Origin of the sequence: Bacillus sp. N12A5, from assembly GCF_026790125.1 — a bacterium.
Taxonomy (GTDB): domain Bacteria; phylum Bacillota; class Bacilli; order Bacillales; family Bacillaceae; genus Bacillus.
On the sequence record NZ_JALAMR010000003.1, the window covers coordinates 159309 to 183965 of the forward strand.

The 24657-nt window shown below is 38.4% G+C and carries 22 protein-coding genes and 3 pseudogenes; 9 read left to right on the forward strand and 16 right to left on the reverse strand.

Annotated features, from left to right (window positions below; genetic code table 11):
* Window positions 1-43: 43 nt before the first annotated feature.
* The 4 genes from MOC09_RS04030 to MOC09_RS04045 all read right to left on the reverse strand — a co-directional run bounded on the left by MOC09_RS04030 (window position 44) and on the right by MOC09_RS04045 (window position 3532).
* Window positions 44-1132: a spore germination protein gene (locus tag MOC09_RS04030; RefSeq protein ID WP_268369641.1), complete on the reverse strand. Its 1089-nt coding sequence runs from the start codon at window positions 1130-1132 to the stop codon at window positions 44-46.
* A gap of 29 nt (window positions 1133-1161) precedes the next feature.
* A complete protein-coding gene (locus MOC09_RS04035) occupies window positions 1162-2718 on the reverse strand; it encodes a spore germination protein (protein ID WP_268369792.1) in 1557 nt (518 codons plus the stop codon).
* A gap of 340 nt (window positions 2719-3058) precedes the next feature.
* Window positions 3059-3247: a hypothetical protein gene (locus MOC09_RS04040; RefSeq protein WP_268369643.1), complete on the reverse strand. Its 189-nt coding sequence runs from the start codon at window positions 3245-3247 to the stop codon at window positions 3059-3061.
* A 24-nt stretch (window positions 3248-3271) separates the two neighbouring features.
* The gene (locus tag MOC09_RS04045; protein WP_268369646.1) at window positions 3272-3532 is read right to left on the reverse strand and encodes a hypothetical protein; all 261 of its coding nucleotides are present in this window, start codon (window positions 3530-3532) and stop codon (window positions 3272-3274) included.
* A 149-nt stretch (window positions 3533-3681) separates the two neighbouring features.
* Between MOC09_RS04045 and MOC09_RS04050 the strand changes: the two genes are divergently transcribed.
* Entirely contained in the window at window positions 3682-4116 is a 435-nt protein-coding gene (locus MOC09_RS04050) for an SRPBCC family protein (RefSeq protein ID WP_268362246.1), read from the forward strand.
* Between the two features lie 23 nt (window positions 4117-4139).
* On the opposite strand, the gene MOC09_RS04055 is transcribed toward MOC09_RS04050, so the two are convergent.
* On the reverse strand, window positions 4140-4538 hold the full coding sequence (locus tag MOC09_RS04055; RefSeq protein ID WP_268362267.1) for a hypothetical protein: 399 nt from the start codon (window positions 4536-4538) through the stop codon (window positions 4140-4142).
* A gap of 301 nt (window positions 4539-4839) precedes the next feature.
* On the opposite strand from MOC09_RS04055, the gene MOC09_RS04060 reads away from it, so the two are divergent.
* The 4 genes from MOC09_RS04060 to MOC09_RS04075 all read left to right on the forward strand — a co-directional run bounded on the left by MOC09_RS04060 (window position 4840) and on the right by MOC09_RS04075 (window position 6891).
* Window positions 4840-5028 carry a twin-arginine translocase TatA/TatE family subunit gene (locus MOC09_RS04060; protein ID WP_268362244.1) on the forward strand — a complete coding sequence of 63 codons (189 nt, stop codon included), beginning with the start codon at window positions 4840-4842 and terminating at the stop codon, window positions 5026-5028.
* Between the two features lie 174 nt (window positions 5029-5202).
* Window positions 5203-5427 (forward strand): spore coat protein C, encoded by a 225-nt coding sequence (locus MOC09_RS04065; RefSeq protein ID WP_268362241.1) that lies wholly within the window; start codon window positions 5203-5205, stop codon window positions 5425-5427.
* 250 nt (window positions 5428-5677) lie between these two features.
* Window positions 5678-6034 (forward strand): YoqO family protein, encoded by a 357-nt coding sequence (locus MOC09_RS04070; RefSeq protein ID WP_268369648.1) that lies wholly within the window; start codon window positions 5678-5680, stop codon window positions 6032-6034.
* Window positions 6035-6168: 134 nt separating this feature from the next.
* Window positions 6169-6891: a YrpD family protein gene (locus MOC09_RS04075; RefSeq protein WP_268367289.1), complete on the forward strand. Its 723-nt coding sequence runs from the start codon at window positions 6169-6171 to the stop codon at window positions 6889-6891.
* Between the two features lie 172 nt (window positions 6892-7063).
* On the opposite strand, the gene MOC09_RS04080 is transcribed toward MOC09_RS04075, so the two are convergent.
* A complete protein-coding gene (locus tag MOC09_RS04080) occupies window positions 7064-7903 on the reverse strand; it encodes a thymidylate synthase (protein WP_268369650.1) in 840 nt (279 codons plus the stop codon).
* Between the two features lie 747 nt (window positions 7904-8650).
* Here MOC09_RS04080 and MOC09_RS04085 point away from each other — a divergent pair.
* Window positions 8651-8956: a hypothetical protein gene (locus MOC09_RS04085; RefSeq protein ID WP_268369652.1), complete on the forward strand. Its 306-nt coding sequence runs from the start codon at window positions 8651-8653 to the stop codon at window positions 8954-8956.
* A 111-nt stretch (window positions 8957-9067) separates the two neighbouring features.
* Here the strand turns inward: MOC09_RS04085 and dutA are convergent, their stop codons facing one another.
* Window positions 9068-9502, reverse strand: a complete 435-nt coding sequence (gene dutA, locus MOC09_RS04090) for a dUTP diphosphatase DutA (protein WP_268361012.1) — start codon at window positions 9500-9502, stop codon at window positions 9068-9070.
* Window positions 9486-9959, reverse strand: a pseudogene (locus MOC09_RS20160) (DUF2691 family protein). Before MOC09_RS20160 ends, dutA begins: the two are co-directional and overlap by 17 nt.
* 434 nt (window positions 9960-10393) lie before the next feature.
* On the opposite strand from MOC09_RS20160, the gene alr reads away from it, so the two are divergent.
* Window positions 10394-11578: an alanine racemase gene (gene alr, locus MOC09_RS04100; RefSeq protein WP_268369653.1), complete on the forward strand. Its 1185-nt coding sequence runs from the start codon at window positions 10394-10396 to the stop codon at window positions 11576-11578.
* Between the two features lie 112 nt (window positions 11579-11690).
* On the opposite strand, the gene MOC09_RS04105 is transcribed toward alr, so the two are convergent.
* Window positions 11691-13106, reverse strand: a complete 1416-nt coding sequence (locus MOC09_RS04105) for a sugar porter family MFS transporter (protein ID WP_268361015.1) — start codon at window positions 13104-13106, stop codon at window positions 11691-11693.
* Window positions 13107-13551: 445 nt separating this feature from the next.
* On the opposite strand from MOC09_RS04105, the pseudogene MOC09_RS04110 reads away from it, so the two are divergent.
* A pseudogene (locus tag MOC09_RS04110) lies at window positions 13552-14238 on the forward strand (thermonuclease family protein).
* Between the two features lie 286 nt (window positions 14239-14524).
* On the opposite strand, the gene MOC09_RS04115 reads toward MOC09_RS04110, so the two are convergent.
* The 3 genes from MOC09_RS04115 to xylA form a co-directional block, all read right to left on the reverse strand.
* Complete coding sequence (locus MOC09_RS04115; RefSeq protein WP_268369654.1) at window positions 14525-15223, reverse strand: glycoside hydrolase family 11 protein; 699 nt, start codon at window positions 15221-15223, stop codon at window positions 14525-14527.
* Window positions 15224-15360: 137 nt separating this feature from the next.
* A complete protein-coding gene (xylB, locus tag MOC09_RS04120) occupies window positions 15361-16863 on the reverse strand; it encodes a xylulokinase (RefSeq protein ID WP_268361017.1) in 1503 nt (500 codons plus the stop codon).
* Window positions 16864-17003: 140 nt separating this feature from the next.
* Window positions 17004-18341, reverse strand: a complete 1338-nt coding sequence (gene xylA / locus MOC09_RS04125) for a xylose isomerase (RefSeq protein ID WP_268361018.1) — start codon at window positions 18339-18341, stop codon at window positions 17004-17006.
* A gap of 270 nt (window positions 18342-18611) precedes the next feature.
* Here xylA and MOC09_RS04130 point away from each other — a divergent pair, with 270 nt between their 5' ends.
* Window positions 18612-19766: an ROK family transcriptional regulator gene (locus tag MOC09_RS04130; RefSeq protein ID WP_268369655.1), complete on the forward strand. Its 1155-nt coding sequence runs from the start codon at window positions 18612-18614 to the stop codon at window positions 19764-19766.
* Between the two features lie 161 nt (window positions 19767-19927).
* Here MOC09_RS04130 and xynB read toward each other — a convergent pair whose 3' ends face one another.
* The 4 genes and pseudogenes from xynB to xynA form a co-directional block, all read right to left on the reverse strand.
* On the reverse strand, window positions 19928-21529 hold the full coding sequence (gene xynB, locus MOC09_RS04135; protein ID WP_268369657.1) for a xylan 1,4-beta-xylosidase: 1602 nt from the start codon (window positions 21527-21529) through the stop codon (window positions 19928-19930).
* A gap of 26 nt (window positions 21530-21555) precedes the next feature.
* Window positions 21556-22947 carry an MFS transporter gene (locus tag MOC09_RS04140; RefSeq protein ID WP_268369659.1) on the reverse strand — a complete coding sequence of 464 codons (1392 nt, stop codon included), beginning with the start codon at window positions 22945-22947 and terminating at the stop codon, window positions 21556-21558.
* Window positions 22948-23544: 597 nt separating this feature from the next.
* Window positions 23545-23726: pseudogene (locus tag MOC09_RS20165) on the reverse strand (hypothetical protein); the annotation flags it as partial.
* A 245-nt stretch (window positions 23727-23971) separates the two neighbouring features.
* Window positions 23972-24613 carry an endo-1,4-beta-xylanase XynA gene (gene xynA, locus MOC09_RS04145; RefSeq protein WP_268359428.1) on the reverse strand — a complete coding sequence of 214 codons (642 nt, stop codon included), beginning with the start codon at window positions 24611-24613 and terminating at the stop codon, window positions 23972-23974.
* Window positions 24614-24657: the final 44 nt, after the last annotated feature.

Here is a 24657-nt window from a genome sequence, read left to right on the forward strand (position 1 = left end):
CAGACATAATATAACGAGAACGGACACTGGATGTTTTATTTTACTATTCACCTCTTTTCCTCCATTTCGATATGACTAAAAGCAAAATCGGCAAAGCGCCAAATATATACAAAGCCATATGACTGACCATATCGCCCAAAATAAACACATCATTTTCATTTTTCGGCATGCAAGAGAGAATATAAATAACAGGAAGCAGCCCAAACATACATGAAATAGGTTTCTTTTTGAAAACTTGCGAGACGCCTAAAGATGCTGCATAAAAAGTGATAATAAACGTGGCAAAAAGCTGCATAATCCAAATGACTAGCAAAAATGATTCAAACCGTTCAAATATTAAACCCGGTATTTCAAAACTTCTCATCAGGTCAAGCCCCGGCCATGTTCTCGTCACGACACCTTCAACTGACAGTGCACCGATGACCATAATCAGTGTAATGATATAAAAACACGTTACAACCCCTGTCCCTATGAATACCGCTTTCACTGCATTCTTCGGCTTCTTCATAAATGCGACTAAAATGAGCATAATTTCTGAACACGTAAATGAAAGGGTCGTTGTTTTAACTCCTTTGAGAACCGGCATGATTCCATTTCCCAATACAGGGCGCAAATTATTGACTTCAAATATACCTATACTCATGAGCGCCACCGTTAAAAAGATGATGACCGTAATCGGAAAGATCATTTCAAAAAGCCGGGCAATGGGATCGAGCCCTTGTGTAATCGAATAAAGCCCAATCCAAAGAACTGTCATAATAATGGCCCAAGCTGGTGTCCCTTCAAGGAGAAAAAACTCAACAATTTCAGACATTACTCTGATTTCAAATGCACCGAGTGCCAGAAAATAAGCAATAAAAACCATACTGATCAAACGGCCGAGCCACTTTCCTACAATATGTCCTGAATATTCATAAAAGGTCTCTTCAGGATACTGCTGGCTTAATTTAACTATTATGATCCCGGCTATTACCGCAATGACTCCGCCTAATAAAACTGAAATCCATCCATCAGGAGATTTCGTTTGTTCTGTTACTGTACGGGGGAGTGTAAGAACTCCGGCAGCAAGCATATAATTAATGATGATAATCGTTGCCTGAGCGGTTGTGATTTTACTGGTTGGGCTGAACATAAGACTTTATCACCATCCTGTCGAGTTCGTCACTTCACCCGTTTTGTATTATCCGTATTCATCATTTTAGGCCGGCGCTTCATGACTAAAAGAGGCAGTCTGATGACGAAATCCTTCCAATCTTTCAAGTGGTAAGGCACTGCCGGACTTGCGTATGGGACACCAAAACTCTTCAGCTTTACAACATGGCTGCTTAGAAGCAGATAATACATAATGACACCAAATAATCCAAACACTGCGGCGCAAAACATTGCGCCAAACCGAAGCATCCGAAGTGCAATGCCTGTACTGTAATGCGGGATGGCAAATGAAGAAATTGCTGTAAGCGCAACGACAATGACCATAATTGGACTGACAATCCCTGCCTGCACAGCTGCTTCCCCGATGATTAATCCGCCAACTATGCCTATCGCAGGTCCGATCGGCTTAGGCAGACGAAGACCCGCCTCTCGTAAAATTTCAATTGCAATTTCCATAAATAATGCTTCAATGATAGATGGGAACGGAACACCCATACGCGTCCCGGAAATTGATATCGCCAATTTGGTCGGAATTAACCCCGGATGAAAAGAAATAAATGATATATATAAAGCCGGTGCAAATAACGTTATGATTGCCGCAATGAACCTTAGCAATCTGATAAGCGAGCTTGGGAACCATCGTTCATAATAATCTTCAGGCGATTGAAGCACCATGCTGAAAGTGACAGGAACAAGCAAGGCAAACGGCGTGCCGTCAAGCAGAATGGCTACTCTGCCTTCCATTAATCCACTTATCACGCGATCAGGCCGTTCTGTATTCTGCACTTGCGGAAAGGGGCTCAGATAGTTATCCTCAATTAGCTGTTCAACGTAGCCTGATTCCGGCAAATGATCGATCTCAATCCCTCTGACTCTTTTTTTAACTTCCTCGACCACTTTTGTATCTGCAATGTCATTCATATAAGCAATGATAAGATCTTTTTTGAGTCGTGTACCTACTTCAAATTTTTGCATTGTTAATTGATCATTTTTTCCTTGCTGTCTTAAAAGAGCTGTATTCGTGCTCAGCTTCTCTGTAAAGCCTGTACGCGGCCCTCTGACAAGCGCTTCTGAAAGCGGCTCCTCGATGCTTCGATTTTGTTTTTTGGCGGTGCCCAGAAGAAAGGCCCGCGGCATTCCCTCGATTAGAAGCGCAGTTGAACCCATGAAAACATTCATCACGATATCACTGATTTTCTCTGATTCTATAACATCACTGATTGATATGATTTGATTCTTTATATATTGAGGAGTAAGAACGTCTTTGCCAAATTGAGAAACTTCATCGCTTACCTGATGAGGTCGATTCACGACCAACGCAGAAAGTCCTTTATTCATCAAATCCTGATCAGACAGTCCATCGACAAAGACCAAAACCGCTTTCAGATATAAAGAAGTGATCTGAAGTTCCCGAATGTGAATGTCTCCGTTATGTCCGATCTTTTTTTTCACCTGCTCGATGTCGTATCCGAAGTTACCGGTTAACACATCGTGATCATCTTTTGAATGCTCTGATTCTTGATGCTGCTTTTGTGGTTTATAATGATTGCCCCGCCATCTCATGATTGCACCTTCTTATATATGAATCCAAGTAAACACTTTATAGATTGCATATGGAACGAGAAATACAACTAATGCCTGAAACCACACTGTCCAATCAGTAAGTATTGATATCATATTATCCATCTGTCATTTCCCTTCTCTCTAATAGGATTATTTTTCCCGTACATCTATTTTTTATGTTCATCATTTTCACAATAAAAAAGCATGATGAACATCTTCATCATGCTTTAGAAATCAATATTAAGAAAGGTCAGAAGAAAGCCGCCAATCATACCGACGACAACATCCAAGGACTAGTCCAAAGGACAAGTATAGATGCAAAATGAGCCTGTTTGCAATTAAACTAAAACTCCAGTTTGAAGCTTTCTGTCTGATCTGAAATGTCAACAGGTATCCCCATTATCGTTTTCGGTTTGGAAGCGTAAACAAATCGCATTTCCTCCTTTAATTGCTGAAACGTTTTTTCACTGACTACAATTCTAGCCGGTTTTCCTGGACTGTTATCAATGGCTGCTTTGATTTTTCCGAGCATCAAAAATCCTCCCGTTTTTAGATTTTAAACCAGAGCTATAACCATAATAAAATTGATTACAGCTAAAACTCCTGAAAAACATGCTATACCTTTGCTCTTTCTCCAAAAAAAGAGAACATTTGCTAGTAAAACATAACCGATGAATGCATCAAATCCGCGCAAAACAATTTGGCTGAACAGGATGCCCGGTTCAAAAAGAACCAGTGCCGCTGCACAAACACTCATGATTAAAAAGACGAAAATATACACTTTCCATTCTCTCACTGTATGTTCTTTCTCACACACGCAGAAACACCCTTTCACAGATAAAACTGGATGACTGGTACAAATGATTATCAACAGACTGCAGCATAATAATACAAGCTATGGACATGATCTCATTATGTATTATATGATTTAACGGAAAAAATATCTTTTATTAAGAGGTAAACAAAATGAATCAAAATCACGAAAATACATTACCGGATATTACGAAACATATTACCCTGGAAGCGCCTATTCAGAAAGTTTGGGAGACAGTCTCCACTTCAGAAGGAATGTCCAAGTGGTTTATGCCTAATGACTTTCAGCTGAAGGAAGGACAAGAATTCCACTTACAATCACCGTTTGGACCCTCCCCTTGTAAAGTTTTACATTTTCATGCTCCGACTGAGCTTTCTTTTACATGGGACACGGATGGATGGGTCGTTACATTTCATTTAGAGGACTTGGGGAACAAGACAGCGCTTACACTGATTCACAGCGGGTGGAAGAAGCCAAATGAAGTGATCGGCAAGGCAAACGAGAAAAGCTCCGTCATTCGAGACAAAATGGATGGAGGCTGGACAGGAATTGTTAACGAGCGGCTTCGGAAGGCTGTCGAAGAATAAAAAAGAGAGAGGTGTCTCTCTCTTTAATCATAAAACGTAACGGTTTTTGATTTGCCAGAGTAATCAGTAACAAAGAACTCCGCCCTATTATTGCTTCCATCTACAAATTTTCCGATACTGCTAAAGGTATGACATTCTCCGGGTGAAAAATAGTTTGACCCTACATAATCATCAGGATTATCACCGGCATCATCTTCATATAGGTGCAGCGAGACCGAAAAAGGAGTGCTTCCAGAAAGGCAGACTCTAAAATCTCCCCCGCTCGAGTATACCGTCGGACTTGAATAAGTATATGTGTAAGTCCCCAGCTTATCCCACTCCCCAGCTCCAGCAGTCCCCGCTTTTTCAGCTTGTGCCGTTAATGGAAAAACCGCAGCGAATCCTAAAACAGACAGGAATCCAATTACCTTAGTGAATCTCATCATCCAGATCTCCCCTCTACTCGATCATAGCCAATTCACAGTACTATACGTCATTTCTTTGAGTCTGACATGCCACCCGGTATGAAGCCAAGGATGGCCCTCTATGTCCCTTCCGTCCAGGTCACCTCCCCGCTTCTTTTGTAAATGGCATTGGACATTATATTCCGCCGCAGATATTTTATGAATTATTCATCTTCCCCGCTCTCGGTTTTTAAAATGTCCAAAATAACATATTTCCATTTGAACCGCTATCTTTTATAATTTGTGTAGAAGGTTGAACTTCAATCAGGAGGAAAAGAATATGGAATTAAGCTTCACAAAAATACTCGTTATTTTATTTGTAGGCTTTTTAGTATTTGGACCTGATAAGCTGCCGGCACTTGGCCGCGCTGCTGGAAAAGCCTTATCAGAATTTAAACAAGCAACCAGCGGACTCACTCAGGATGTAAGAAAAAGTGAATCAGAAAACAAAGAAGACAAACAAATATAAGATAAATGATTTGGCCGATGATGATCGGCTTTTTATTTTGATTTATTTTTATATCATCGTCTCTTTTTTCTATGATTTGGACAGCCCTTTTTTTCCTCCTATGATTTAATTGCTCAAGCGATACAATCTATTCGCCATATAATAAAGCGTATTAACAATAAAGGAGGAGTATATATGGGTTACTACAAAAAATATAAAGAAGAGTATTATACGGTCAAAAAAACGTATTATAAGAAGTATTATGAATATGATAAAAAATACTATGACCACCATGATAAAAAAGATTACGACTGTGATTATGGCAAAAAATATTATGACCATGATAAAAAATATTATGATCACGACAAAAAAGACTATGATTATGTTGTAGAGTATAAGAAGCATAAAAACCATTACTAAACTCCATTAACATCTCCTCGTTTTCACTTTTTTCCCCGGCTAAATGCCGGGTTTTTTTTGTTTGGCCACCGGTTGTATCCATCGCTTCCTATCTTTTTTCACCTTAATGACTGAATCTAAATTAATAATGAATATTTAGTACATAGTTTAATTAGTTTATTTAACTATATTTGATCCCTCTTCCAGGCATTGCAGCTGGAATGAAACTTTTGTAAACTCTTTGATGGTGATACATAAAAGGAGAGATTCTTTGTCTAATAACTTAGTATTTTATCTTATTTTACTTTGTCTTTTTATATCAATTGTCATGAAAAGCTTTGACATGATAAGCACCATTGCCAATGTGAGCTGCTTTGTTTTCGTTTTGCTATACGTTAGAGATGAAATGAAAACATATACCCGTAAAGCGTTTGCGATCCTAAGTATTTGTTTGCTTTTTCTAGTCGGTGCCTGTACTTTTATTATTTTAAAAGGACGACCTTTCATTAATGATCACCCCTTCTTTGCCGGCTGGGAAACGATAGCGGTCATTCTTTTGATTCTCGTTTCTATAAGCATTTGTGTTTTTATTTTGAGGAAGATGTCAAATTATCTCAAACGGTTGTAAGCAGGTTAGAATGCTAAAAAAGTTTACAATTGAAGGAGCAGTTTCTCTTAGTTAAATATTTGTCGTTTTATATACATAAAATGAGTTCCAAAATAAGGTATAATGAATAACGAAACCACTAAAAAGGGGGAATTGTGTTGAAAAAAGTAATTATTGCAGGTGCAGTAGGAACTGCAGTTCTTTTCGGAACACTTTCATCGGGTATTCCCGGCTTGCCAGCAGCAGACACTCAAGTCGCAAAAGCAGCCTCCCAGCTGCCTAAGGGCATCGGGGGCCGCGCCTACCTGAACAGCGCTGGCTCAGTTTTTACAGCAAAAATCAAACTTCCTGATACTGTGAAAAATGACGACTCAGTCTCTACTCCTTATATTTATTCAGGATTTAGCGCAAAAAACGGAACTGAGGCGGATATCGGCCTTCAGTACAGCAAACAGTACAACGTCTGGAAACCCCTCATGAAGGTCGGATCCAAAAATGATGAAACGTACATCGAAGGAAAAGACAAATTCACATACAATAAAGGCTTCCGTCCAGGAAGTACAGTCCAAATGACAATCTATAAAAATTTGAACGGCAATACACGCATGACCCTTTGGGGAACAAACAATGACGGTTATACCGGACGGATTATCATGGAAATTCAGGGAACCAGCATAGGAACGATCTCGAAATGGAAAACACTTGCTACCGCAGCTGTTTCGTACGAAAGTCAGCGTAATGCCATCAAAGCAACTTTTTCAACGGCCTTTAACAATATTACAATCGACAATAAAGCCGTCACACCTGTGGTAGATACACAAGATTTCGCAAAGGTTGCTGTTTCAGGAAACAACGTGACGATTTCTGTTAATAAATAAACAAAGCAGCAAAAAGCCGCCGGCGTCGCTGGCGGTTTTCTTAGGACAAATGCACAAAAAGAATCGCTTGCTGTTCATAGCTTGGATGATATTAAAAATAATGATTAACTTCTTCGATACATCATCTGCTGCTCATACCGTCACCCTTCCAATAAATAATAAAGAGGCAGCATTAAATTGCTACCTCAAATGAAAGCCTGTCCCCGTGTTTATAGTTGATTAACTTAAAATCATCAATGGTAAAGTCATAAAAATCCTTAACTTCGGGATTGATCCACAATTCAGGTGCTTCAAACTGTTCTCTTTCGATTTGAATTTTCAAATTGTCTATATGACGTGTGTACACATGGCAATCCCCAATGTTAAAGATATATTCACCAAGCTCATAGCCTGTGACTTGAGCAATCATGCGCTGTAACACATTATACTGAAATACATTGAAAGGATTTCCCAACGCCATATCATTGCTCCGTGCTCTTACCTCCAGATGGAGTTTCCCTTGTTTAACGTACCATTGCGTCTCGTATACACATGGTGTTAAGGCCATTGAGTCTAATTCATCAGGATTCCAAAGCATTGTAATGTGTCTCCGTGAAGATGGGTTGTTCTTCAATTGATGCAGAAGATAATCAACCTGATCTACCTTTTCTCCATTTAGATTTCTGTTTTTCTTGCCCAGCTGGAATCCATATGCATGTCCAATGGTGCCATCTTCTTGTTTCCATTGATCCCAGATATGTACACCCATATTGTTTAAATCATTAACATTGTTCGATTTCAGCTGCCAAATCCAGAGCAGCTCTTTAATCGCTGTTTTCCAGGCAACTTTTTTTGTCGTTAAAATCGGAACCTCTGAGTTGTCGAATCTCATTTGCTTGCTGATGATGCTTAGTGTGTGAGCCGGTGTTCCATCTGAGTCCCACTTGGTTCTCACATCAAATTCTTCGTCTGAGATTCCATTATTCATGATATCCTTTATAATTGAGTTGTATTGTTTATCAAATTGAGTCATGACTGTTCATATCCTTCTTTCATTATCAGTTGCTTGCCATTCAAGACAAGAACAATAATAACGCATCACGTGCAGATAAAAAAGAGATGCTTATTCCAATCACTGTATGTGTAAAGAGGAGTTAGCCCCCTCTTTACACCTGTATTTCCCCATAACATAACCTGTCACACAGCTCATAGTTACCGCCGGTTTGATACATACACCGTTGATAACATCGTTGAGGATCATATGACATGATTTGATATTGAGGCACATAAAAATTCAAATCGTAAGGTGTTTGTGTGTACCAAATTGGATATTGTCTAAACACGTTAAATCCTCCAATTGCTCCCTATGGTTTAATGCATTGTATTTCTCTCAATATGAATTGTCATTTGTCCAAGTAAAATTAGGCCTTTTTAATACATATCCTCTTTCATTTCATCAATAACACTTTTTATTGATCATTCCTTCGTTTTGCTGATGTTGAGGTCATATCTTTCAATCCTTCAAGGCAGCATCAGAAATTACATGATAAAGCTCATGAATCTTAACCAAGAAGTTCAAATCCCTCTATCATTTAAGAAGTCCCTCTTAACGTATCCTGATTTTTTTGAATCCTTTCTCTTACTCTTATTTTAATTAGTGTACCATCCTGGTTTTTCAGATTTAAACAGCCTCTTTTTACTATTATTATTTCATTAGACCATACCATATCATTTAAACTTCATATATTAATTTCGATTAAAACTAAAAGGAGGACTTTAATTGGGTTATTATAAAAAGTATAAAGAAGAGTATTACACTTGGAAGAAAACGTATTACAAAAAGTATTATGATCATGATAAAAAATATCATGACTGCGACAAAAAGTATCATGACCATGATAAAAAGCATTATGATTGCGACAAAAAGTATTATGATCATGATAAAAAACATTATGATTACGACAAAAAGCATTATGATCATGATAAAAAGTATTACGATGACCACGATTATCATTATGAAAAAAAATATCATGATGATGATGATCACTATTATGATTTTGTCGAATCCTATAAAAAACATCACTAAATCTCATAACCATCTATTACGTTCCCCGGTGAGATTTGCCGGGGCTTTTTTATATGAAGACATGACATTAACCTTGGCTTCATGAAGACAGCCAAGGTTTTTAATTATTATTTACTTCGTTCCCGTAGAACCGTGCCCGCCTCTATCTTCATTTCCTAATCGCTCAACTTCAATTAATTCAACGGCCGGCATTTTCTTCATAATTCTGAACTGGCAGATCCGATCCCCCTTTTTAATCTCTGTATTACGCAATGCATAAGCAGGAAAGAACCAAAAATCATTGTCTCCCTTGTATGACTCATCAATAACACCCATTGAGTTTGTTTGAATAACGCCAAAATTCTTATACGTACTTGAACGGGGAACAACATGTGCTTCATAGCCCTCAGGCAGCTCCATTGCTACACCTAATGGAACAAGTTTAAATTCATCTTTTTTGATTGTTACATTTTCAGCAGCTCGAAGATCAATCCAATCTCCTTGTTCAATTTTGCTGATTCTTGTTTGTGTTTCATCCAGATATTTGATTTTAATTTGCATTGTCATATGTATTACTCCCTTTAATATTATTAATTGTCATATTGGTAAGGCCGGTTCTTGAGTCATTTTCATAGTAACAACCTGAACCTCTACAATGTGGTTCTGTAAAGCATTGAAGTAAATCCTTTCAATGACATTTTCGTCTTTGCAGTATATCGAAACATAGCTGCTGTCTGCCAGCAATAGGACAAGTTCGCAATCACTGTCAACAATCTCTGCATATGTCTTGATTTGATTAACCGTTTTACTAAACGGAAATGCTTGCAGTTCAACGAAAATAGTATAGTACTGATTTGTTTTTAATTAATTTGCAAAGTCAGTCCCTTCAACAATTGCGCAGTCATTAAAGAACGCTTCAGCATCTAGCTCTCTATCTACAACATAATCAGATTCTCCACTCGTTTGCCGCTATTTTAAACGGCTGCAGTATTCCCGGAATTTGAAAACGAACGCCCCTTTTCATGTCACCCCTCTCTAACATTATACTCAATTGTTATTTCAGTGTAACATGCAATCAATTATCGTTTGATACGCTCTTCGTTCTTATGCCTCACTTATTTTTATTTTTGTTATTCTTTTAATTTAAAATGATTCCCATATTAACTGTCCTGCTTGTTTTTCCGGAGATACGCTGATACGTACTATCTCTATATTCTAGGTCGTCGTTCAATTTATCCTCTCTTTTGCGCCTCATATATCACATATTTTCTTGACGTAAAGATAACCTTCAAACCTCGATGATTAACCCCTTCTCGTATATCATGGCTTTGCCGTTGAATGATTTCAGTTAAAGTTGAATAAAAATAAGATTGAACGCATCCAGCAATTAACATTTACATTTAGATTGATTGAGGCTACATACATTTGTACTACACCATAAGAAAGAAGGAATCGTTGATGACAAAACTTTGCCGAGAAGTTTGGATCGAAGTCAACCTTGATGCCATTAAAAAAAATTTGCGGTCAATACGCCAGCATATTCCAAAAAAGAGCAAAATTATGGCTGTCGTAAAAGCCAACGGTTATGGTCATGGATCTGTAGAAGTGGCACGACATGCACTGGAACATGGGGCGAGTGAGCTCGCTGTTGCGAGCGTGGAGGAGGGAATCGTTTTACGAAAAGCGGGGATTACAGCACCTATTCTTGTGCTTGGTTTTACATCCCTAAGCTGTGTGAAAAAGTCAGCAGCTTGGAATATAGAGTTATCAGCATTTCAGGTTGATTGGATTAAAGAAGCTAACGAAATATTGGAAAATGAAGCAAGTACTAACCGACTGGGTATACATATTAATGTAGATACAGGTATGGGCCGATTAGGTGTGCGTACAAAAGAAGAACTTTTAGCAGTAGTGAAAGCATTAACAGCAAGTCAATTCCTAAGATGGTCAGGTATTTTTACACATTTCTCAACAGCTGATGAACCAGACACCGCACTAACCGAGCTGCAGCACGAGCAATTTGTCAGTTTTCTCAGCTTTTTAAAGAATCAAGGCATTGAGCTGCCCACTGTGCATATGAGCAACACAGCTGCCGCTATCGCTTTCCCTGAATTTAGTGCTGATATGATTCGTTTAGGTATAGGCTTATATGGTTTATATCCTTCAGCATATATAAAAGAACTTAACCTCGTTAGGCTAAAACCTGCATTAAGTTTAAAGGCGCGTATCGCTTATGTAAAAACCATGAAGACAGAACCCCGAACCATTAGCTATGGTGCTACATATATCGCCGAACCCGATGAAGTAATCGCTACGATCCCGATCGGATATGCTGACGGTTATTCTCGCGCACTTTCCAATCGCGGATTCGTTCTTCATCGCGGAAGACGAGTGCCGGTGGCAGGAAGAGTGACCATGGATATGATAATGGTTAGTTTAGGAGAGAACGGTAAAGGTAAGCAAGGAGAAGAAGTCGTGATTTACGGTCAGCAAAAGGGAGCTGAGATTTCCGTTGATGAAGTTGCTGAAATGCTTAATACGATTAACTATGAAGTGGTGTCTACATTAAGCCGCCGCATCCCTCGTTTTTATATAAGAGATGGCGAAATTTTTAAGGTATCAACTCCTGTATTATACGTGTAGATTTGAACTGGATTTCCTTTTCAGCATCCTAACATCCCTCTTTTATGCAGAGGGATGTTATCTTTGTTTAAAACAGAGAGGCTTAATAATGAACTGATTCTATGATCAATCATTATACCTCAGCAACCGATTTTTCAGGGGTATTTTGATGATGGCGAGATCGGAAATGCTCTTCCAGTTCTTCAAGTGTCCGTCCTTTTGTTTCCGGCATGAATTTATACACAAATCCGATTGCCAATATACCTAAAGCCACGAATATAAAGAATGTAAAAGATAAACCTACAGAGCTAAGCAATATCGGAAATGCAAAGCCGATCATAAAGTTTAATATCCAAAGGAAAAAAACACTTATCCCAGAACCAAGCCCTCTTAATCTTTGAGGGAATATTTCCGCTATGACCAGCCAAGTCACAGGCCCTACACATCCCTGCATAAAGGCAAGAAATAAAACGGTCAAAGAAAGTACAGTATAAGGGAGTGCTGCGGATCCATCAAGCACTATTGAGAATATTGCAATGAATAAAAGTGCTGTCGTTGTTCCCGCCAAACCAATCAATAATATTGGGCGCCTTCTTACTTTTCCGACCAGCCAAATCCCAAATATAACGGCAATGACTGATATCAATCCATTCCCAATATTAGCGATTAAAGCTGCTTTTGTGCCAAAACCGGATTCTTTAAGGATTTGAGTGCCATAATACATAATTGAGTTAACACCTGTAATTTGATTCACTATGGCAACACCAATTCCAATCAGTAACAGACGGCGCAGCCATGGTGTCGAAAAATCCTTAAGTGATGCTTTTTCCAATTCCGTATCTTTTTCTACCGCAGCTTGAATGTCTCTACATTCAGTTTCTGCACGTTTCTCTTCTCTAATTTGTTTAAGAACACGCAGCGCCTCACTTTTTTTGCCTTTGGAGATTAGCCATCTCGGGCTTTCCGGAACCTTGAGCATACTGGCAAATAACAGTATAGCCGGTACGGCACAAATGACAAGCATGTATCTCCATACATGTCCGGTATTTGCCATTGTAACACCAAGTATCGCATTAAAGACATATGCTAAAAATTGCCCGCCGACAATCATTAGCTCATTTTGAGTTACCATTCGGCCTCTCTTCTCATGCGGTGCCATTTCTGCCAAAAAGGCCGGTACCATAGCTGAAGCTCCCCCAACAGCCAGCCCGAGCAAAAAACGAAAGAGTGCCATTATTGAAACATTTGGTGCTAATGCTGTTCCAAGAGATGCCAGGAAGAATAAAAAAGAAAGGTTAAGGATCATTTTACGGCGGCCATAGCGGTCAGCTAATCTGCCGCATAACAATGCTCCAAACGCAGCACCTAATAAAAGAATACTTGTTACAAGCCCTTCTGTAACCGGTGTTAAATGAAGCTGATCTGGTCTTGCCATAAAAGGTAAAGCACCATTTATAACTCCAGTATCATATCCAAAGAGAAGTCCTCCAAATGTTGCTGAAATCATTATTAATTTCAATCTACGATTTCGATGTTCATTCATATCCATTTCCCCTGCCTTTATTAAGATTACTTAATAAGTTGTTTCAGTGTGGATATTGGCAAAAAAACTAAAGTCATCTCTATCTTAGATTTACACCCCTGAAAATTGTAATCGTTTACATTTCTAACCAAAAAGATAAACATAAGCTATCCATTGTTATGTTGTAGTAATATTTTTGTCACATTATTGTCATTTCTGATATTATCATAATTCTAAAAGCATTTTCAGTCAATATTATTTTCGGAATTCTTTGTTTTTGTAATATCATAGGTATGTTTTAGTCATTTTATTGTAAGGTTTACATTTCGGCTGTAAGCAATTTCAGTGTATTCATCTCCCTTCGCGATATGGACATTTTTCATTCACAAAAAATGTCCATATCGTATAATGATGATGTTCAATGAATCAAAAGGAGAGCATCATGAACTTACATTTTAAAAAGGGGTTCAATATGAAGAAAGTTTTAGCCAGTATGATCGCAGTTTAAGTATGACTATGGCAGCTTGCGGATCAAATCACGCAGAAAAAAGCCATTCAGATTCAAATGAGACAGCAAGCCGCTCAAGATACTCCATCTAATGAAAAGAAACAGCCAGAACAAAATTCTGGCACAATTCACTCAAAAGATCATAAGAAATTGGTCGATGTGACATTAGATAGAGCAGTTGATGGAGATACAATTAAGGTTAGTTACAACGGAAATGTAGACACAGTGCGCTACTTGCTCATAGACACACCTGAGACGAAGAAACCAAATTCATGTGTTCAACCGTATGGCGAAGATGCATCTAAACGTGACAAGGAGTTGGTTAGCAGCGGTAAGCTCAAGCTGGAGTTTGATAAAGGTGACCGCAGAGATAAGTATGGAAGACTGTTAGCTTACGTTTATGTCGATGGCACGTCTGTTCAAGAGACATTATTGAAAGAAGGATTGGCCAGAGTAGCGTATGTATATGAGCTTAACACCAAATACATAGACCTATTTACGAAAGATGAACAAGAAGCAAAATCAGAAAAACTTTCAATTTGGAGTAGAAATGGTTATGTGACTGACAGAGGATTTAACGGCTGTGTGAAACCGGCAAACACTAAGGGTAAAAAATCATCAACGTATCAGAATACATCCCCAAAGAATTGAGGGAAACTTCCAATACAAATGAAATCTCTTCTGCCAGCGTCAACTCGATGTATCCTATATTTTTTCGGTTTTAGTAACTCCTAATAGATAGCGTTGATCGTACTTTTTTACATACGAATCTTGTAGAATGATATAAAACAGCTATTAGATCGTGTAGATAATCAAAAACACCCCGCCACGTTAATGTGAGGGGGGATTTTTTGTGTAAACATACTCCCAATTTCATATTAAATCAAGAGTTTGGACTGATGCCCAATCAGGATTTGAATCAAAATTTAAAAAAGGATTATTTACTTTCCCCTCCAATAGTCAGTACATTAGTCGTTACATTAGCACTGCCATTACTTTGATATCCCTCTACTGTAAGCGCGGTTTCATACATCTTACCCATTGGCATTCCTAAGCTTTCCCACTTCTTGAAGTGTTCGCTGACAGATACGGTTCCGCTCGTTCGTTTTGTCTGCCGGACACTCCAATACTGTTTAAAGGTTGCGTTACCTATAATGGAAGGTTGGTTGATTCGAGTGGTCTCGTAAATGTCGTATGTACCTCCATCAACAGTAAAAGTACCCTTTGGCGTTCCGGTTGGTCTATAAGTGCCCCAATTATCAACGATGTAATATTCTACGAGCGGGTCCTTTGTCCATCCATACACACACAGATAGGAATTTCCTCCCGGATTGAAGGTTGCGTTGTAATAAATTGATATGTTTCCAAGCTCTGAGTGAGTCTTGGTTGTATCGAATTTCTTGCCTTTTCGGAATAAAGCATTCCCAATGTTACTCCACTGAGCATTAAACGCGCCGCCGCTATTGAGCGTCATACTGGCGGTTCCATAATCTTTCCACAATTCATAGTCATAGCCATCCTGGGAGCCAATTTGATTTGAGGTAATTGTAGTTGCCGCCTGTGCGGACCATGCGGGCAATGTTAGCGCTAAACTAAATAAAACGGCTAAGAAAAACTTCATTCTTTTTTGTTTCAACTGGCATTCCTCCTGTTTGTAGTTTGTATTTGGTCCTTACCGTACTGTCGTGATGTCATGAAAGGCCTTTGATGCCTCGTCGTTAATTGTTCTTTCGTTGATCTCCTGTCAAAAAAATAAATCCTTACAAGCACTTATCAATAGTTTTTTCGAAAGCTCTTCAAAGCTGAATTTAAATCCTTTGTGTGCGTGTAAATTTTTTTGTACAAATCAAATAGCGTTTTATATTTTTGAACATTTTCTTCCTTTGGATAATATGCAGCAGTCTCACGAATGAACTGCTCTGCACATTCTTCAAGGGATTCAAACCACCTGCTTCCAAAAGCAGCTAGCATAGCAGCCCCCATGGCTGGACCTTGCTCATTTTCTAACTTAATAACCCTTGCATTGAAAATATCAGCTTGCATTTGAAGCCACGTTTCATTTTTAGCTCCCCCACCAATAGAAACAACAGTATTGACTGATTTTCCCGCATCGCGGAATAGCTCAATTGATTCATGCAAAGAGAATGTGATGCCTTCCATTACTGCCCGCAAAAAATGCTCTCTTTTGTGGGCTCCATCCATTCCGATCAAGCTTCCCCGAATAGAAGAATCAGCATGCGGCGTTCTTTCACCAACCAAATAAGGAGTGTATAGCAATCCATTTGCTCCTATCGGAATAGATTCCACCCCATGCAATAATTGTTCAAACGATTCGTTTGGTGCAAACGTTCTCCTAAACCAGTCCAGGCTGTATCCTGCTGCCAGCGTGACTCCCATCGTATAAAAAGTGTCCTGTTTTCCATGATTGAAAAAGTGCACTTTCCCTTTAAAGTCTCTTTCTTTTTCTTCTTCGTGGGAAAGTATGACCCCTGACGTCCCAATACTGCATAGTGTTTTTCCGGAAGAAAGAATACCGGCTCCAATAGCACCGCAAGCATTATCTGCTCCCCCAGCGTACACTTTTGTTTTTTCCAATAGCCCTGTTTCGGCCGCAACGTTCGGTAGCAGCGATCCTACACAATCATGAGATTCAACAAGCGGAGGACAAATATCTGCAGGAATGCCAAATTGATCGCAAATCTCCTCGCTCCACTCCTTGCGGGTAATATGTAAAAGTAAAGTTCCTGCTGCATCGGAGTATTCAGTGTGAATAGCACCAGTCATACGGAATCTCACATAGTCTTTTGGGAGCAAAAAAACAGCCGTTTTTTTAAAAAGTTCAGGCTCATGTTCCTTCACCCATAACATTTTAGGTAATGTAAACCCTTCTAGAACACGGTTTTTTGTGATGTCAAGCAGATGGCCGCCAAATGTCTCGGTCATCCTGATACATTGAGGCGTCGTTCTGGTATCATTCCAAAGAATTGCATGGCGTAACACCTGCCGGTTTTGGTCAAGCAGCACTAACCCGTGCATTTGTCCTGAATAGCTTATCCCGTCAATATCCTTGGCTTGAACGTTGGATATAGAAACCAATTCAGCCAATGCATCAATTGTTTGCCGCACCCAGTCTTCAGGATTTTGCTCACTATATCCTGTCTTCTCTTGGATGAGCGGATAACTTTTGGATGTTTCTGCACAAACCTTGCCGTTTTGGTTAACTAAAATGGTTTTAACAGCACTGGTTCCAAGATCTATTCCAATGACATACTTCATTTTTTCACTCCTTACCCTCTAAATAAATCCCCAATTCCCGTCATAACAACAAAGGAAAGGAATCATGACGGGCAGTAGGGGAGACCTGGCTATCCTGCTATATTTTTTTATATAAGGATCTGGAGCATCCATTTCATCTGTTATACTTCTAAAATGTATTGATTCAATATAGCTTTTAATCGTTCCTGTCTTCCAGATTCGTTTTTAATTGAATCATTATGAAGCGCATATTGCTCAAGTGTCTTGAAATTGGCTCTTCCTTCTGTTATCTCAAGACCAATCCCTTCAGTAAAGCTGCGATAACGATGTTGAATCACATCTTCAAACACACGGTCTTCGATTAATTTGTGGGCGACTCTCAATCCTCTTGCAAATGCATCCATCCCTGCAATATGGGCATATACTAAATCATCTGTTTCAAAAGAAGATCTTCTGACCTTCGCATCGAAGTTTAATCCGCCGGTTCCTAGACCGCCATTTTGCAGGATTTCGTACATTGCTAATGTCGTAGAATATAAATCCGTCGGAAATTCATCTGTGTCCCAGCCTAAAAGGGGATCACCCTGATTCGCGTCAACAGAGCCCAGAAGGCCATGTACTCTTGCCATGCGTAATTCATGTTCAAATGTATGCCCGGCTAATGTGGCATGATTGGCTTCGAGATTTAATTTAAAATGATTGTCTAAGCCATATTGCTTCAAAAAGGCAATGGTTGTTGCTGCATCTGTATCATATTGATGAGTGGTCGGCTCTTTTGGTTTTGGTTCAATCAAAAACTGTCCTGTATAACCGATTTCCTTCGCATAATCTACTGCCATATGCAAAAACCTCGCCAAATTATCAAGCTCCAATTTCAAATCGGTATTTAACAATGTTTCGTATCCTTCACGGCCGCCCCAAAATACATAGTTCTCTGCGCCAAGCTCTTTTGCTGTTTCTAACCCTTTTTTTACTTGTGCTGCAGCATACGCAAACACATCTGCATTGCAAGAAGTCGCGGCACCATGGACGAAACGGGGATTCGTAAACATGTTTGCAGTATTCCATAATAGCTTAACGTTGCTCTTTCTCATGTATTCTTTAATCATGCCAACGATCATATCTAAATTCTGATTCGTCTCTTTTAACGTACTTCCTTCTGGTGCAATATCTCGGTCATGGAAAGCGAAAAATGGTACATCCAGTTTCTCAAACATCTCAAATGCTGCTTCTACTCTCACCCTCGCTAGATCCATGCCTTTATAATGATCCCATGGTCTTTGCATCGTAGCTGCTCCAAAAACGTCAGTGCCATCAGCGGTAAATGTATGCCAATAGGCAATAGAAAATCGCAAATGCTCTTTCATCGTTTTTCCGCCGATTACTTCTTGAGAATTATAATATTTAAATGCTAAAGGATTAGTGGAATCTTTCCCTTCGTAAACCACTTTGTTTGCGCTTCCAAAATAATTAACTGAACTAGAATGAGATTGAGCCATGTGATTTCCCCCTTAAAAATAAATTCAAAACATGAGCATACAAATACAGCAGCATTTCATTTCATATTGTAAGTAAGTTTTATATTAGTTTGTCGCCTAAACAAACTAACTTATTTTCATCTTATATAAACTCTTCAGTATTTTCAATATTTTTTTCGTTTTTTATGAGCACATTAGATATAATAAAGGTAAGATTAGCTATGTACAATGTTTGTAATAGAAAACAAAAATTTAACTTAATTTAAAGATCATACAAATGGAGTGGATTAAGTGGATAGCGCTGATCAAACCTTTGTCAAAAAAGTAAATCAAAAGTTATTATTAAAAGAAATACTTAAGAAGTCACCTATTTCAAGAGCAAAATTATCTGAAATGACTGGATTAAATAAATCAACTGTTTCATCACAGGTAAACACGTTAATGAAAGAAAATCTTGTATTTGAAATAGGTCAGGGACAATCAAGCGGCGGACGAAGACCTGTCATGCTTGTTTTTAATAAAAAAGCAGGATACTCCGTAGGAATAGATATTGGTGTGGACTATATTAATGGCATTTTAACAGACCTTGAAGGCACGATCATTCTTGATCAGCACCACCATTTGGAATGCAATTCTCCCGATATAACTAAAGACATTTTAATTGATATGATTCATCACTTTATTACGCATATGCCACAATCTCCGTACGGGCTTATAGGTATTGGCATATGCGTGCCTGGGCTTATTGATAAAAATCAAAAAATTGTTTTCACACCGAACTCCAACTGGAGAGATATTGACTTAAAATCATCCATTCAAGAGAAGTTCGATGTGCCTGTTTTTATTGAAAATGAGGCAAATGCTGGGGCATATGGAGAAAAAGTATTTGGTGCTGCAAAAAATCACGATAACATTATTTATGCAAGTGTCAGTACAGGGATAGGGATCGGTGTTATTATCAACAATGATTTATATAGGGGAGTAAGCGGATTCTCTGGAGAAATGGGACATATGACAATAGACTTTAATGGTCCTAAATGCAGCTGCGGAAACCGAGGCTGCTGGGAATTGTACGCTTCAGAGAAAGCTTTATTAAAATCTCTTCAGACGAAAGAGAAAAAAGTGTCCTATCAAGATATCATAGACCTCGCCCATCTGAATGATATTGAAACTTTAAATGCATTACAGAATTTTGGATTTTATTTAGGAATTGGCCTTACCAATATTCTAAATACTTTCAACCCTCAAGCCGTCATTTTAAGAAACAGCATAATTGAATCACACCCTATGGTTTTAAATTCAATTAGAAGTGAAGTATCATCCAGGGTTTATCCTCAATTAGGCAATAGCTATGAATTATTGCCATCTTCCTTAGGAAAGAATGCACCGGCATTAGGAATGTCCTCCATTGTGATTGAACATTTTCTAGATATGGTCACAATGTAATTAATTTAAAATGTAAACACCCCCCTGTGTTCTAAGCTCATCTTTCGAGATGAGCTTTTTGTTTTGTTATATTAATGACGTTCTGAAGGAAACATTCCATTGGTCATCTTCTAAAATGAAAAAGGAGTTCTAAAATAGAAGCCTCCTTTTTCATGTGCACATTATTTTTCTTTATAGCGAAAATATTTAAAGTCGGCCGGAATATGATTACCACTGGTATCTTGACATTGCATCCCTACAAACGCCCCTGTGAAGAACCCTCCTCCACGGATGTAGTCATCAGATAATTTTTTCGAGTCCAATGCAATGTCAATTTTGTGCCAATCTTTTTTGTTAAAAGAATAGAAATAATAATACTTTTCTTTTTCAATATTTACTCGCAAATATACATACTTTGCTTCACGAGGAATAACAATTTTATTTTTTAATGGCTGTGAAAAAGAAAAGTTATCACATATTGTTAATTCAACAATACGGCCAAGTTCTTCATCATGCGTAACTTGAAGAGCCGTCCAGTTCTCTGTATTGTAATAGTTCACCAATCCAGCGGCTTGTTGAAAATTCTCCGGATAAAACGCTACAGCAGTTTCTGCTTCAAAATAGAAACTTTGCCAACGTCTGGCTACAAATGCCTGAGTAAATGTCGAGGTTAATGATTCATGGCCGTATAATCGTAAATGATTTGGCACTTGAGTCAATGAACCTAATTCATTTGTAAACGGAATCCTTAAAGTTTGAAAGTTAATATTTAATGTTGAGTCCTCGAATTCATCAACTTCCGGGTACGTTGCTTCAAACGCTGTTTCGGATATAGAAGGCGCTTCTACCTCCAAGCTCCCTTCTTTTCCGCCTGCTACATAAGGCCATTCATCTTTCCAATAAAGTTTTTGAATAGCTGTTTCTCTCCCCAAAGGACAATATCCTCTCTGCTGAAAAATTGAATCATCGTCCGGATGAATCGGGCGTCCCGTTAAATGAGCTAAATACCACTCACCAGTATGTGTTTGAACAATGGATGCATGCCCGCATTTTTGCAATGGATTTCCTGGATCATGCCATGATGTTAAGATTGGATTATCGGGATGAACTTCATATGGGCCTTCAATAGTTGTAGAACGGGCAATTGTAGCGGCATGTTCGAACCGTGTTCCTCCTTCTGCAGTTAATAAATAATAATAGTTCCCGATATGATAAAGGTGCGGAGCTTCTGTTAGCTTTCTATCCGTTCCTTTAAATATAACTTTCGGTTTGCCAATTAATTTTTGCTCCTTATCAGAATATTCCTGTATGACAATTCCTCCAAATGAGTGCCGATCAATCCGCTGATCCCATAACATATTTAATAAATATTTTTTTCCATCCGTATCATGGAATAAAGAAGCATCAAACCCTGAGCTATTTAATTTAATCGGCTCACTCCAATCACCATTAATCGTTTCACAAGTAACTAAATAATTGTGACAATCTTTCCAAGCGCCATCTACTACCTTAACGTCCGTATAGATCAGCCAAAACTTTCCGTCGCTATAACTTAAACATGGTGCCCAAACCCCACCTGAATCAGGGTTTCCTTTCATGTCTAATTGTGAAACTCTCTGTAATGGATGTGCAACTAAGTGCCAATTTACTAAATCTTTTGAATGGTGTATCTGAACTCCCGGAAACCACTCAAATGTAGATACAGCGATATAATAATCCTCTCCTACCCTACAAATACTTGGATCGGGATTGAAACCTTTAAGTACTGGATTGGTAATCTTCATTTGGGATTCCTCCTCAGTTATTTTTTTTAAGCCTTGAAATCATCAATATGATCCAAATAAACTTTGTCTCTATTCTCTAATTCTCGAACCATGTTTTTATATTTTTGCTCATCTAAGTTATAGAAATTAATATCAATTAAAGCTAGAGCCAGCAAGAACACGGGAATAATGGTTGTTGTAATTAAGATTCCCGTTAATGCCTCCGGAGTTTGTGCCTGATTTGCTACATATCCAAACTTATCTAGAACCAGCCCCGGGACAATCCCTCCCAAGGCCATGCCAAACTTAAAGAAAAATCCGATAATAGCATATATGAGCCCACCCATTCTTTTCCCAGTCCTGTACTCCCCATATTCTATTGTTTCAGGAATGAGCGCCCACATATATCCCCCGGCAGTGAGACTCCCAGCAGCAGCAATTAATCGAAAGAAAAGTATGAGGTATATATTACTTGGCGGAACAAACAGTAAAGCTAAGAGGCCGATCATATTCAGTAATAATGCGTAGTTTAGTAATTTCTTCTTCCCCAATAATTGATGAAGCCTTGGAATAAACGGCAAAATGACCAAAGCGGGCAAACTTCCTATCAAACCGTACCACTTCACCAAATCCTCTCTTTCTAAGTTATACGTTACGTAATAAATGCCCACCGAATTACTGATTGAATTCACTCCAAAAATAATAATAAAGAATATACTTAACACAACAAGTGGACGATTAACACGAAATTGCTCAAATATATCCGAAAATTTAATTTTCTCTTCAGATTTTTGAAGAGTGACACGCTCTTTTGTGCTTTTAAAACAAAAGATTAAAAGGCACCCGCCTATTATTCCCAAAATACCCATGGTTAGTTGCCACCCAAGAGATTCGTTGCCGGAAGTATCGCTTAAATAAGCAGCCAGTAAGGGAACAAAAAATGCAACGACAAGACCCCCTAGATTCGCAAATAACATACGCACAGATGTTATACTAACAACTTCTTGATTATTTCTGGTCATTGCAGAAGTTAACGCGCCATATGGAACGTTTATCGTTGTGTATGTAAGCGATAAGCCAACATAGGTCAAATAGGCGTATATTAATTTCCCCATATCCGAAAAATCCGGGGTTGTAAAACAGAGTATTGCCAGTATGACAAATGGAAATGCTCCGAATAAGAGATACGGTCTAAAGCGCCCAAACCTGCTATTCGTTCTGTCAACTATTGTTCCAATAAAAGGATCAGCGAGAGCATCGATTATTCTAACCACTAAAAACATAGTACCGGCTGTTGCTGCCGGTAAACCAAATATATCTGTATAGAAGAACAAAAGATAAGTAGACACTGTTGCATAAATTAAATTACATGCAAAATCTCCAGACGCATATCCAACTTTTTCAACCATGCTAACCTTCTTTACATTTTCACTGAGCATGATTTCTCCCCTTTTCAACCCTTTAATATGGAACAATGTGAAACGATATGAAAATTTCCTCAAACGCACAGAAAGAAAACGCTTTCAAAAAAGCGAGAAAGATTATAGTGGTTTACTTCCACAGAGTATTCCATCGTTTAAATGGTAATCAGCAAGCAGGAAATTCATCTTTTTTCGCCATACCTTATATGCCTAAAAAAATAAAGCCTCTCTTCCCCCCTTTCATCCATATTTGTTAGAGCTTAAATCTTATGGGCAATAAAAGTTCATTCCTTTAGTTTGTTGCTTAGACAAACTAACTTGACTTAATATTATAAAATCCTCTTGATTATTTCAATACGTTTTTTCAGAGAATTTCAACAAGGGTGAAATAAATATTGATTTTTGACTTCTTTCTATACACTCAGTGTGTCAATCTTTAGAGTAAGAATGATGTGGCTGATCAAGAAATTAATAACTGTGTAAAACATAAATTATCTTTTCAAATGTGTTTCTTTAAAAACTGATATATATAAAAATTAGGAATCCAGGCAAATTCTATGTTGTGTTTTTTCTTACGCTTGTTTTAAAATTGAACAAAAGAGAATACAGAAATTCATTCTGTATAAGTGTATTCAATATGCTAATTTTATTTACATCTTTATGATTCTTCTTTGTTCTTCTATAACCATCTCATAAAGACTCATTATAAACTTTAGATAATCATCAATAGTTAGCAAATGATATTTCGCTCCATCATCCTCAATAGTCTACAATGCAAATGGTTTTAAGTCTTCAAACATTCCCATTTTAATACGACTCCATTAAATTTATAGGGAAAGTTATAAACCTGATGGAGACTAGCCTACCTCCTGCAATGCCAAGGCCGTTCGCCTAGTAGAAATGACCTTTAACCAACTAAGGCATATATTGGGATTTCAACTAAGAGACCGTCATCTCTTACTAACTCACAATTACAATGATTATTAATTTCTCAAGGAACGATCAGCAGCCCGTTAGCTCCTCCCTGATGAAAGAGGATCTGTTACCACACTGTTACGTTAGAACTTCCACTACTTTTATATCCCTCTGTCGCTAAGACTTGGTAAGACCAATTACTACCCAGGTTCATTCCATGACTCTTCCATGCGTTAACATGATTGCTGAAAGTGATTGTAGCGTTGCTTCCAGTTGGTCTCTTCGACTGACGAACACTCCAGTACTGTGTAAAAGTAGTGCTTGGGCCATCAATGGAAGGTGCGTTATAACGTGTAGTTGTATATATGTCATATGTACCCCCATCACTGTGTACAGTACCTTTATACGTCCCGGTAGGTCTATAAGTACCCCATGAATCCACTACATAATATTCTATGAGAGGTGATCTCGTCCAACCATATAGAGTCAAATATCCATTGCCATTTGGCGCCCAAACTCCAGCATTATAGTTTATTGTTCTAAATGGCGAACCTGTAGTCCAACCTTTACCAACAACGAAATTTCCGGTATTAGACCAATTAACACTGTAATTCCCGCCAGACCCATTGACAGCATTTACCATCCCGCCCCCATCAGTCCAATTTTGCCAGTAGTCTGTGCTAGCTGCAGAGGCGGTTGCCGAAAACAAGCTAATACTCATTAAAGCTGCCGTTAATCCAACTAAGAAATTCTTTTTAAACTTAAACATATGTTACCTCCTATCATATTTTTCTGACTTTGACATTTTGATCG

Coding starts and splice junctions, on each gene's coding strand:
- MOC09_RS04055 (WP_268362267.1), bottom strand. CDS start 4,538: ATGAGATTCACTAAGGTAATTGGATTCCTGTCTGTTTTAGGATTCGCT.
- xynB (WP_268369657.1), bottom strand. CDS start 21,529: ATGAAGATTACCAATCCAGTACTTAAAGGTTTCAATCCCGATCCAAGT.
- MOC09_RS04030 (WP_268369641.1), bottom strand. CDS start 1,132: ATGTTCAGCCCAACCAGTAAAATCACAACCGCTCAGGCAACGATTATC.
- xylB (WP_268361017.1), bottom strand. CDS start 16,863: ATGAAGTATGTCATTGGAATAGATCTTGGAACCAGTGCTGTTAAAACC.
- MOC09_RS04105 (WP_268361015.1), bottom strand. CDS start 13,106: ATGGATATGAATGAACATCGAAATCGTAGATTGAAATTAATAATGATT.
- xynA (WP_268359428.1), bottom strand. CDS start 24,613: ATGTTTAAGTTTAAAAAGAATTTCTTAGTTGGATTAACGGCAGCTTTA.
- dutA (WP_268361012.1), bottom strand. CDS start 9,502: ATGACAATGCAAATTAAAATCAAATATCTGGATGAAACACAAACAAGA.
- MOC09_RS04080 (WP_268369650.1), bottom strand. CDS start 7,903: ATGACTCAATTTGATAAACAATACAACTCAATTATAAAGGATATCATG.
- MOC09_RS04140 (WP_268369659.1), bottom strand. CDS start 22,947: ATGCTCAGTGAAAATGTAAAGAAGGTTAGCATGGTTGAAAAAGTTGGA.
- MOC09_RS04040 (WP_268369643.1), bottom strand. CDS start 3,247: ATGCTCGGAAAAATCAAAGCAGCCATTGATAACAGTCCAGGAAAACCG.
- alr (WP_268369653.1), top strand. CDS start 10,394: ATGACAAAACTTTGCCGAGAAGTTTGGATCGAAGTCAACCTTGATGCC.
- MOC09_RS04050 (WP_268362246.1), top strand. CDS start 3,682: ATGAATCAAAATCACGAAAATACATTACCGGATATTACGAAACATATT.
- MOC09_RS04065 (WP_268362241.1), top strand. CDS start 5,203: ATGGGTTACTACAAAAAATATAAAGAAGAGTATTATACGGTCAAAAAA.
- MOC09_RS04060 (WP_268362244.1), top strand. CDS start 4,840: ATGGAATTAAGCTTCACAAAAATACTCGTTATTTTATTTGTAGGCTTT.
- xylA (WP_268361018.1), bottom strand. CDS start 18,341: ATGGCTCAATCTCATTCTAGTTCAGTTAATTATTTTGGAAGCGCAAAC.